The sequence below is a fragment of the Sphaerospermopsis reniformis genome (assembly GCF_005402885.1).
Classification (GTDB): domain Bacteria; phylum Cyanobacteriota; class Cyanobacteriia; order Cyanobacteriales; family Nostocaceae; genus Sphaerospermopsis; species Sphaerospermopsis kisseleviana.
In genome coordinates this window covers 1-11,081 of record NZ_BJCE01000183.1, presented here as the reverse complement: position 1 = coordinate 11,081, position 11,081 = coordinate 1, and the positions used below count along the sequence as shown (strand labels likewise).

The following is an 11,081-nucleotide window of genomic DNA, read 5'->3' as shown; positions in this document are numbered from 1 at the left end:
TCAGTAGAACAGTTAGAAGAATTATTAAATAAATTGCTAAACGAAGGAGGTCTTATTATTAAATGGGAGCGCAAAGTTAAAAATAAAGGTAATGCTGTTTATTCGATTTAGCTGCACAACAGCTTAGACTTTGAATTTGTTAATGAAATAGAGTTTTTTAACTGGTAGGTAATTGTAATGATTGAACCTCTAAAAATTAAGAGAGGCGATCTGCGGTGGGTGTAGCGATTGCCTTTGGCAGTGCGCTACGTGCGATCGCCTAATACAACTCCTCCCTTTCTATCAAATATTTCTGCTATTCTTCTACGGAATTTGGTTTATTTTGTAACCATTGTTCTAGATCAGCTATTGTTGAGAAATCCAAAAGTGCTTCCCCCAGTAATTCTAACTGTTCAACAGATAGTTGATGAATTTGCTCAATTAAGCTGGATGCAATTACACCAAATCGCCGATTAAGTTGTCGTATAATTAACCGTTCTTCACCTTGTTGTATTCCTTGCTGTTCACCGCGTTCCATAGCCAGTTTTTCTGTTGGGCTAACTAAGGGCATTTTTCTTTCCTCCTCCAAACGTTTAATTTTAGTGATTAATCCTTCTTGTAAATGCTTAGGTAAAGTCATCATTGTATCAATGATTTTGAATAGCTTAACTATTTGTTCTTTTGTTAACCCTCGCTCGTAAAGTTCTCTAATTAACTTCCATTTACACGCTTCCCGTTCAGCAAAATTACTGATTGTGGATTTAGTCTTCAAGTGTGCCATCGTAATGATAGCAAAGGGATTGTTACTAGATTCTAGCTCATTCCAACGCGATTCGTAATCAAGGAGTTTAGCAGTAGGAAATTTGACGTGAGTTTCACCATCTCCAATAGAATAATGATAACAATCAGGTCGCCAATTGGGTCTATCATCACCTAAAATCGCTAGGCTAAGTACCTTGTTATGGTAAAGATCAAAAGCGCGATAGTGGTAAATAAACATTCGTTCTGCGAAATCAACATCATAATGACTTTGAACTTCAACGTGAATCAAAATCCATATCTGTTGTTTATCTAACAACCAAACTTTATAAAGTTTATCCGCAATGCGTTTTTCTGTTTCTGATGAAGCTGTAATCTCTTGAAGTTCTTTGTCAAGGGGTTGAGGGGATTCTTTCCAATCAATTAATTCATGGATTTGAGGAAAGAAAAAGAATAAGAAGCTTTCAAAATATTCATTTAATGCTTCTTTCCATGATTCATCATAGTTAGCTGTTAATTCAGTCATTTTTTAGTAGATGAGCATGATAAAAAATATTATATACAAATTTTTGTCTGTTTATAATTTTTTTATAATAAATATGATTTAGAAAATGCTCTAACTTTCAATAATCTCAAAGATTGTTCCACAACGCTGGCACATAAAAGAATTATCCCACTTTTTATAAAGTCTAGGGTATTTACGTGAGTATAAAATGTTTTTTCTTACTGCCCAAAATAGGTAGATTGGGAAAAATACAAACATTAACAATTCAATTAGAACTAAGGCATTAAAAATACCACATACTATAATACCTATCCAGGTAAGAAAAATGATTTTAAGAATTAAAATAATATTTGATTTTGGTTTTTCTGGTGGTGCTGCTATCTTGCCTAGTGATGTAGTATTAGTTTCATTTTTATAAGCAGCAGCAGATTTTGAACCTATAGAACCTCTGACTGTGCTAGTGCTATGGGTGACATTTTCTTGATAAACTAGGGATAATTTACGAGAGTTATTACTTTGGCATTTAGGGCAAATAATTAGCATAGTTATCCAGATGATATTTACAGCAGTTTGTATTTTGATGAATTGCATTTCTATGCTGGTTTTCAATCATTAAATGATATGGACTAGATTTGATAATGCTATAAATTTATTCAAACTGTATGATTTTATCCCTGGAGTGAATTTAATTCTTGAATATGCGAATCTAATATTCCCTAGTATAGACATAACAAATATTATTGTCAATGAAAAGAACTCTTTCCCCAGGCGTTCTTTATAAGTTTGTAGTGATTCAGTTATTTAGGGAAAGATTAAAGGTTAATTTTTTATTCTCCTTTCTTTCCCTGTAATAATGAAATCTGCTAAGGATTGACACCTAAACCATAAATTAAAATTGAAAAATTCTATGGTTTAGGTTTTTGATTATCTTTGTTTGTTCACGCAGCAGCTTTTTCAGGTGATTTGTGTTTGCGTGTAGAAGTAGTTTTTGGAGTAGGGGTTGTATTATTCTTTTTTGGTCTTCCTCTGCGTTTTGGTTCTGATTTAATTTCTTTTGCAGGTGGTAAAAGTTTTAGTGTAGGAACAGGAAAAGGAATGGTTTCACTTTTCATGGTTTCGTCAGATGAAATATCATTTTCTAATTTCATGTTCCAAGGGTCAGGTAATGGTTGAACAATAACTGGTTTATTGACTTTAGGAATTGATATTGATATGTTGTCCGGTATAACTGATGTTGTAGCTTGTATTAATTGAAAAATCCCAGCAATAAAATCTATAAACATCGCTACAAAGAAAGTAACACAGATAGCTTCTATCATTAAAGTAAGTACAGATTGCATAATTATCTCCTGAAATACAGTGAATTTTGATTTTCATGATTTTCACAAATGTTTCGCGTAGCGATATATCAATATTGTCACTATATTAAAGCAGTATTTATATGTCGTTAGTTAGGCTTTTTTGATGTATATGTAAAACTTAATTCTGTGTTCACTGTTTCTTCTTTTAACTATAAAATTTATTTTGCACAACTACTTATGTAATGTTTTTAAAGTATTCATTATGTCACTTAAAAAATAAAAAATAGGCACTGGGGAAGCAGTTCCCCAATACCCAGTTTTAAAGTAATCTAAAACTCTAGCAGTAATCTCAAAACAGACTAAGTTGAATACCCCCTACTTTATTGATACTGCTAGGAAAATCATGTATTTTGTTAATTGTGCTAGATGCAGAAGTTTGATAATCAATAGGTTTGATAGTCTTGACAATTTGAGAAATATCGCTAATCCATTTGATATTTTCAATGCTGCGACTAAACAATTTATCTACTATTCCTGGGTGAATGTGACATTCTTGAATACACCTTTCATCATCTAACCAAAAATCATCATCACTATCTTCACTACTCTCCTCATGAGATGACACCTCAGAAACATCTAAAGCAGCTTCATCCTCTTGTAAAATAGCATCAATTTCCTGCAAACGTTGGGAAATATCAGCAATCCTTTCTGTATGCGGAAAAGCTTGTCCTACAAGAGATTCAAGTCTAGCATTTTCAACTTGTGCATTTTCCAATTCTTCGTGCAATCTTGGCAGATATTCCGGTAATGAATCTATCAACGCATCAAGACTGATTAAAGGATGAGAACGCTGAAACTCAATACTTTCTCTTTTGTTGTTCATCACCCAGGGGAAATAATACTCATTTCCACAACATTTGATGTATATACCTAACTTATTATTACCAGGACGATAATAAGCATACACATCAAATCCTCGGTAATTAGCAATCTTTCTCGCAGAAGTATATTGATTCTGGAAAATCTCTTTACACTCCAGAGAGATTCGTCTAGAAATTTGCGCTGCTTCTATGTCCTTTAACATTGGCTTGATTATTTGCAAGTCCTCCTGAAGCAACTCAATCTTGCGTTTTAAATCTTGAATTTTGCGATTCCAGTTATCTATATTCCAACCCAAACTAAATTGTTGTCTTTGATGACTCCTTTGTTGAATGAGTAGAGAATTCAACTCACTACGCAAATTAGACTCCTCAATTAACAGAGAATTTCCTGTAGCCATTGACTTAATTTGAGCATAGGAATAAACCCCCTGATCACAATCTTCTACATTATCTAAATCCTCACCATTCAGGAATTTAGTCGTCATTTCCTGCTTCCACTGTAAAGTTTGCCATCTAAGGGCATCCAGGCGTTCCGTAACATACCTAAATATCCAAACGAAAGGCAACGTAGAACCCATTAATTCCCCGTTTCCTTGTCTAATACCTCTCCCCTCTCGTTGAGTTAAGTCAGAAGGTCGCCAAGGGGCATCTAGGTGGTGTATAGCCCATAATCCGCGACGGTGGACATTGCAACCTGTACCTAATTTCTTTGTACTTCCCAGTAGAATACGCACCTGACCAGAATCAACTAACTCAAACAGTTTAGTCCGTTTAGATTTGTTGAAATCATGAACAAAGGCAATTTGTGATTCTGGAATACCTAATGCTATAAACAGCATTTTCAAATACAAATAAGTGCTGTATTTATCTGGTTTAGGAATACTAGCATCACAGAATATTAACTGAGTTCCCTTGACATTATTTGTTAGCTTCCAAATTTGCCAACTATTCCAAACACACTCATGTAACTTGCTGGTATCTGCTTCTTTAGTTTCTCCCAATAAGCGCATAGTTAAAGCAGCTTTTGTGAGATCCGTTGTTACCTTCAGCATATTATCAATGCTAGGTGCAACCTGCCGAGTGTAAATTTTCTCAGCCCTTTTGAGAGCTTCCCTCAGAAATTGTAATTGTGCTGGAGATGGTTCTACAACAACATCAATAAACTTAGGTTTTGGACGTTTTAAAACATCACCAATGTTATCATTTGTGCGGAGGTCAACAAATTGATCCATTAGCCCTCGGAGAGCTTGGATATTGCAGAAACTCTTAAACCGAGTTACTACTTTGTATTTACCACTCGCAGTAACTTCAGCAGAAGAAGTAGGTTCTGCAAATTGACTAGCCCATTCATCGAAAGTTTCTATTCCCAATTCTCGTAATTTAGGAAGTTAAAACATCCGCATCCAGTTAAATAATTCTGCCATAGTATTAGACAGAATTGTACCCGTTGCACCAATTACTTTTCCTGTGAATTGGGAACAAGTTTCTGTGAGCATATCTCCCAGAGTATGCAGAATCTTCATGTACGTATCACTAGCACGTTGACTCCAATTATTGGGAATACCTCTGATGTTGTACATTTTGGTGATGATAGATAAATTCTTAAATTCATGAATCTCATCTATCACCAACATATCTGTCAAATTATCAAAATCAATGTGATTATCTTTTCTTGTTGATGCTGTTACCTTGTTAATTTTACTTTCTAGGCTTTTTAACGCCTTCTTTAGCTGTTTAGTGGTGATTCTGTTGTTGGATTCGTTTCTCAAGAAAGCTTGGAGAATTTCTTTTTCTTGATTGTGGAATGCTAATTGATAATCCTCCGATAATGCTAAACTGAAGAATTGGGAGTGAGTAATGATAGTGCAATCAAAATCTCCTGTTTGAATGGCAGCAGTGAAGATTTTTCTACCTTCGGCATCTAGCTTTTCAGGAACTAATAAGTTTGCCATTGGATAGAGATATCTAAAACTCTCTTCAATTTGCTTTTCAGTGCCATTCAACACAACTAACATTGGTTTTTTGGCTAATCCCAACCGCCCACATTCCATGATGGCAGAAATCATGGTATATGTTTTACCAAGTCCTACATCATGGGCTAGAAAAGTGGCATTTTCTTCAAGTATTCTAGAAACACCATCTAATTGCCAATAGTTTAACTGCACATGAGGATTACTACCTGGAAGTTGGAGGTAATTACCATTGTATTTTCGGGCAGAGAAAACATTGATTTGTGTGTTGTAATATGTATACAATTCCACACATCTTTGTTGATTTTCCCAAATCCAATTTCTAAAGGCAGATTTGATTAATTCTAATTTAGCTCTGGCTTCTTCTGTCGCTTCATTAGAGGCTACAGTATTGATGGTATCCTTGCTTGCGTAAATAATGATTCTGGGGTCTTGACGATTTAATCCTTTTTCTAGAAGTTTGGCACTGTCAATGTAACTTGTGCCATATTCTGTAATATCGTCAGAATTTTCCCCTACAGTCCAAAAAGATGTGCTGGATGAAGTAATGTGAGATATCGTTACTTTTATTTTCAATATCTCTTTCGCAAACTGCTGGTAAATTTCTGGTTTAATCCAGTTTGTACCTAGCATTATGTGAATTTTCTTGTTCAAGATTTTATCTTTTTGGGAATCTGTGAGAGAATTCCAATCAATATTCGATGTTTCTAGACAAGCAAGTTTGATATCTTCTGTAGCATCGGGAAGCATTGGTAATGGTTGAACTGCTTTAAGTGCTTCTATGTTTTTTGGTAAATTAACTGCGATCGCTTCTTGCAGTTTTCTGTAAACGTTACCAGATAAATATTGAGCCGCGAGTTCCCATTTCTGGCCAATTGGATTATAAAAGATGAGATTATCAGCATCGAGTTGTTGAATAATTTCCTCTGGAGTCAGGTGGCTAATTTCTGAGATATAATCCAAATCTAAGCAACCTTTGATATTCAGAGAATGGGTTAAAGCATCTTGGGCTGAATTGACTTTTGTGGGAGCAGAATATGAGCGACAGACTCGTTTAGAGAAAATATCAGCTAATTTGTAATTGCTCTTTTCTAGAGTCCTGACTAAATAATAGTTGGGGTCTTTCCCTAGATGTATTAGGTTGTACTTGCTATTGATTCTCCCCCATTTACGAATGAATGAGTTGTAGCTGTTTTTTAGTTCTTGTTGAAGTTGTGTTAATTCCTCATCATTTACTGTTTGTTGGGCATTGATGACTTTTATTAAACAACTACGTAGCTGCCAAAAATCCTCAATTCTATTTCTCTCTACTGTTTCTACTAAAACTAAATGGCTTTTCGCTCTTTGATAAATTTGATTTTCATGAATACAAAAAGCCATTTCTTTAATATGTTGCAGTTCAGGTGGAACTAATAGTAGTTCTTCACCTTGCTTTCTAGGAAAGTAGTTAACATTTAAAGGTATTTTACACAATGCTTCAGATAAATCTCTACCATCATCTAAAAGAGCAAAACCTTCACCGTACATTTTATTAATGCTTGGTGTACCTAGTAATTGATGTACATGAGGATAGATTCTCTGTTGTAAATGTGTGTATTGGGGAGATTTTCGCAGTTGATCTTGATAATATTTGTCAAAACTTCTGCCTTGAAATTCACTCAGGAAATATTCGTTGAGATGAGCTTTAGTTTTGTCACCTTCATTACCCCAATCTTGAGGAACAATTTGTACTTCTTGAGTATTTATCCATTTTGATGTATTAGCATGACGAGGATTTTTTACTTTTTGAAAGATTAGCAGAATGGGGCTAACTTGAGTTCTAGCTATGGTGTTAAATACTCCACTAGGAAGTCTTACGGCTGTTACCAGTTCTAGTTTTTGTCCTAACCAAGCTCGGAACTTTTGAGAACTGGGAGCGTCTAAAGTGTAGGTAGAAGTAATGACTGCAATTAACCCTTCTTCTCTCACTAAGTCGGCAGATTTGGCTAGAAAATAGTTATGGATGCTGACTCCCAGAAAGTTATATTTTGAGTCATTTACTCCATAGTCACCAAAGGGAAAATTCCCACATACCAAATCAAAATATCCTTCGGGGAAGCTGACTTTTTCAAAGCCCTGATTATAGATTTGAGCTTCGGGATATAAATGTTTGGCTATGGTAGCGGGTGTTTTATCTAATTCAATTCCAAATAGTTTTGAGTTGTAGCGTATATCTTCTGGCATGAGTCCAAAGAATAAGCCAGTACCGCAAGCTGGTTCTAATATTCTGCCTCCTGTAAATCCTATGCGTGATAGCATTTCCCAAATACTACGGATGATTTTTGGTTCTGTATAATGGGCATTTAATATGCTACTGGCAGCGTTATTGAATTCATCTTGATTCAGTAAAGTTAGCAATTCTTTTTGTGCTTTAGCAACCCATCTGGTTTGTGGATTTAAACTAAATATTTCTGGTAAACAGCCCCATCCGTTAAATTTGGCTAGTGTTTGTAGTTGCTCTTGGGTGGGAGTGGTGTTGAGATTTTGCAGGGTAATAATTGCCTGTTTGTTGTTTTCCCATCTTTGTTGGGGTGTGGTTTTTAATTCTGATTCTATTGTTGAGTTGATTGTAAACATATTCCATTACCAAAAAATAGTTTTGGTAATGGGCGCATAGCGCAAAGTTACAATTTAAATATGTTATAGATATTCGCATTCAAGTGAAGTATAGGCAGTAATAATTAAACGCAGATAATTTTGTACTTCATTAGACTAGGAAATGCTATATGTGCATCTTTAAAGTAAAATGATATCAGAGAAAAAATATAGCTTACATTCATTAGTAAGCCATATCATTTATAAATAATTTGTGAACATTTATGGTTGAAATTTTTACATTGACAGGTTGAAAAGCTTGAGAATTTGAATGTTGAACAGTATTAGATATGCCTCCAGAAGTTCTTACTAATTGTTTTTAAGCTGACAACTTTCCTGTTATTACCAGATTCTGATGTATTTTCACCTTGAACAGATTCAGTTGCCAATAAAGATTTTAGTATTGATAGTTGGTGGTCTACGTCTCCTACATGACGGTATATTAAAGATGGTATTATTTTCATACCCAAAGGTGTAGGGACAATTTTGAGATATTGGTTTAACGTTTCTAAATAATTGCTATTGGCAAATTGTCTTTCAGCTACATAAGGGCGTAATATTTCTAGTAATTGAATAGCTCTTTTAATTTCCGAAGAATCAGAATTATTGTCAATTTAAGCTTGGCTTTCTCGGTAGCCTTTCATTTTCTTTTCAGCAACGAGATTGTTGAATTTAGAAACTGCTTTTTGATAGTTACCACAAGCATGAACTTTCTGCTGAGATTTATATCCTACTCGACCCCATTCAACAGTTAAATTTTCTTGCTCAACTTTTGCACTCCAGAACTTATTGCTATTCTGGGCAGCATCTACAAACACTAAGTATATTTCCATAATTGGCCTGTTGATATTTTAAGGTGTGGTTGTCAGCTAAATACTTGAATTAGCGGTGCAGTGAAAGATAGCTGCTCACCGGATGTCATAGTTTCATTCAGGAAGTTGTAAGGACTGGTAGAACGCTGTTCTAATTGCTCTGCAAGAAAATAAGCAATAATACTTATGAGTCAGGTACTTGCAATTAACTTCGCAATTTGCTAAGATTAGTCTGTTAACTTCTAAAGCCTAACTTCTTCTTATTCGTCAAGGAGAGGTCTTTAGTTACTGAATAATCAGGAGAAAACATCATGAAAGGAATTTTTATTTGTATCAGAGGAAAACCCTATTATGCGAATTGTTTCCAAAACCAGACTCGAACAAGCTTGTGAGAAGCACCCAGACGCTGAAGCAAGCATACAATTTTGGAAAAAACTTGTAAAAGGGCAAAAATGGAATAGTTTTACAGATGTTAAAACTACTGTACCTTTTGCACCTGACCAAGTTAAAAACTTCGTCATTTTTAATATTGGAGGTAACAAATACAGATTAATAACCTGTATTGATTACAAGAAAAAAGCTATATATATCCGTGAGTTTCTTACTCATGCAGAATATAGTAAAGAAAACTGGAAAAATGACGACTGGTTTGGTAGCTAATTGTAAATAAAATTCCATTAGATAAAACTAAGATTAATGTTTTATTAATCCTAGTTTTATTGAACAAACAATACGATGAACATGAAATGCTACATCAAAACACTAGCTACATAGAATTAATTACGTCTTTCCCTCCTCGTACCATACAATCTGAAGAAGATTTAGAGAAAACTCAAGCAGTAGTTGATAAGCTTCTTGATAAAGGAGAATTAACCGAGGCGGAAGAAGATTATTTGGATCTGTTGGGAATTTTAATCCATGAATATGAGCAGCAACAAGATTTAATTCCTGATATTTATGGAGTAGACCTTCTCAAAGTTTTGATTGCAGAATTAAATCTCAAACAAAAAGATTTAGTTCCTATCTTTAAAACTGAATCAATTGTTTCTGATGTACTCAATGGTAAACGTAAATTAACTGTTGAACATATCCAAAAACTTGCGGATTTTTTTAAAATTTCACCTGCTGTATTTTTCCCAGAAAATCCATTACAGCGAGATTTCTTAGAGGCTGCTTAAAGTTTGACTATCCAAGCATTTACCAGGTGAAATGGATATTTGCATCTTTGTTCGATTAAATAACTCAAAAACATTTGAGAAACAGAAACGCTCCTAGTTTACTATTAGGAGCATTTTTGTATGCGATTAATAGGTGAGTGAGTACAATGATTGATTACTCATTTACCAGAGATAGGGAAAGGGAGCGCACTACCAAAGGCGATCGCTCTTCGCTCTTTTGTTGTGTATTAATTAGTACGAAACCTAGAAGTACGAAGGCTTCTCTTAGAAACCTGCACAGAACTAGAAGCTGGTCGTGCTACCTTTGACCACGACTGCATCCGTTCAACAGCAGCAGCATCTTGAACAGCTAAAGGTGTAATATTTTGCTGGCAATTTTCTAAGTCAGCTAGTGTTACCTGCTGTGGTCTACCTTCATCAAAAGCTAGTAGTGCGGCTTCTGAGGCCAGAGTTTCCAATTCAGCACCGCTAAACTTGGTGGTACTAGCAGCGATCGCCTCCAAATACTCTTGAGGAACTTTTATACCGTATCTTTCTAGATGAATCTTGAGAATTTGGCAACGTTCTGGTTCTGTGGGGAGGTCAACAAAAAAATTTTCGTCAAACCGTCCTTTGCGCTTGAATTCAATCGGTAAAGCAGTTGGGTCATTACAGGTTGCTACCACAAACACTCCTGCTGTACACTCAGACATGAAAGTGAGGATATTCCCTAGAATCCTTTGTGAAACTCCAGAACTATCGCCATTAGCGGAAAGTGCTTTCTCTACTTCATCAATCCATAACACACAAGGAGCGATCGCCTCAGCCGTACTTAGTGCGCGGCGGACATTACCTTCAGATTCTCCCACCAGACTACCCAGCATTGAGGCTATGTCTAGTTGCAACAATAGACCTGTCCGAAATATATAACGGAAAAATGGTAGAACGGTAAATGAAAAATATACCGTGGTTCTACCAAAGATGAAAAATATTACCAATTATATACATATGTACCCAAAACGCGCTAGGGGTATACTGGGAATCAGCTATGATCAATTTATTTCATTGATGGAGGTGGCGAAG

7 protein-coding genes and 2 pseudogenes are annotated in these 11,081 nt (G+C 35.2%); 2 read left to right on the top strand and 7 right to left on the bottom strand.

What is annotated here, in order from left to right; translation table 11 throughout:
* Positions 1-295: 295 nt before the first annotated feature.
* From FFR48_RS20355 to FFR48_RS20335, 6 genes and pseudogenes are all read right to left on the bottom strand, one after another.
* Positions 296-1,264 carry a DUF4351 domain-containing protein gene (locus FFR48_RS20355; protein ID WP_096573063.1) on the bottom strand — a complete coding sequence of 323 codons (969 nt, stop codon included), beginning with the start codon at positions 1,262-1,264 and terminating at the stop codon, positions 296-298.
* Between the two features lie 90 nt (positions 1,265-1,354).
* On the bottom strand, positions 1,355-1,834 hold the full coding sequence (locus FFR48_RS20350) for a hypothetical protein (protein WP_236104126.1): 480 nt from the start codon (positions 1,832-1,834) through the stop codon (positions 1,355-1,357).
* 347 nt (positions 1,835-2,181) lie between these two features.
* Complete coding sequence (locus tag FFR48_RS20345; protein ID WP_096573062.1) at positions 2,182-2,583, bottom strand: DNA-binding protein; 402 nt, start codon at positions 2,581-2,583, stop codon at positions 2,182-2,184.
* A 310-nt stretch (positions 2,584-2,893) separates the two neighbouring features.
* On the bottom strand, positions 2,894-4,795 hold the full coding sequence (locus tag FFR48_RS29555) for a helicase-related protein (RefSeq protein WP_236104125.1): 1,902 nt from the start codon (positions 4,793-4,795) through the stop codon (positions 2,894-2,896).
* 18 nt (positions 4,796-4,813) lie between these two features.
* Positions 4,814-8,011 (bottom strand): helicase-like domain-containing protein, encoded by a 3,198-nt coding sequence (locus FFR48_RS29550; RefSeq protein WP_236104124.1) that lies wholly within the window; start codon positions 8,009-8,011, stop codon positions 4,814-4,816.
* A gap of 302 nt (positions 8,012-8,313) precedes the next feature.
* Positions 8,314-8,862 (bottom strand): annotated as a pseudogene (locus FFR48_RS20335) (WGR domain-containing protein).
* A 330-nt stretch (positions 8,863-9,192) separates the two neighbouring features.
* Here FFR48_RS20335 and FFR48_RS20330 point away from each other — a divergent pair.
* Together FFR48_RS20330 and FFR48_RS20325 are read left to right on the top strand one after the other, a co-directional pair.
* Positions 9,193-9,501 (top strand): type II toxin-antitoxin system HigB family toxin, encoded by a 309-nt coding sequence (locus FFR48_RS20330; protein ID WP_137668630.1) that lies wholly within the window; start codon positions 9,193-9,195, stop codon positions 9,499-9,501.
* Positions 9,502-9,587: 86 nt separating this feature from the next.
* A complete protein-coding gene (locus FFR48_RS20325) occupies positions 9,588-10,019 on the top strand; it encodes a helix-turn-helix domain-containing protein (RefSeq protein WP_137668629.1) in 432 nt (143 codons plus the stop codon).
* Between the two features lie 227 nt (positions 10,020-10,246).
* On the opposite strand, the pseudogene FFR48_RS20320 reads toward FFR48_RS20325, so the two are convergent.
* Positions 10,247-10,906 (bottom strand): annotated as a pseudogene (locus FFR48_RS20320) (AAA family ATPase); the annotation flags it as partial.
* Positions 10,907-11,081 lie beyond the last annotated feature (175 nt).

What these genes read in the sequence shown, in the direction of transcription:
- FFR48_RS20355 (WP_096573063.1), bottom strand. Translation starts at nt 1,264, where the DNA reads ATGACTGAATTAACAGCTAACTATGATGAATCATGGAAAGAAGCATTA.
- FFR48_RS20325 (WP_137668629.1), top strand. Translation starts at nt 9,588, where the DNA reads ATGCTACATCAAAACACTAGCTACATAGAATTAATTACGTCTTTCCCT.
- FFR48_RS20330 (WP_137668630.1), top strand. Translation starts at nt 9,193, where the DNA reads ATGCGAATTGTTTCCAAAACCAGACTCGAACAAGCTTGTGAGAAGCAC.
- FFR48_RS20350 (WP_236104126.1), bottom strand. Translation starts at nt 1,834, where the DNA reads ATGCAATTCATCAAAATACAAACTGCTGTAAATATCATCTGGATAACT.
- FFR48_RS20345 (WP_096573062.1), bottom strand. Translation starts at nt 2,583, where the DNA reads ATGCAATCTGTACTTACTTTAATGATAGAAGCTATCTGTGTTACTTTC.
- FFR48_RS29550 (WP_236104124.1), bottom strand. Translation starts at nt 8,011, where the DNA reads ATGTTTACAATCAACTCAACAATAGAATCAGAATTAAAAACCACACCC.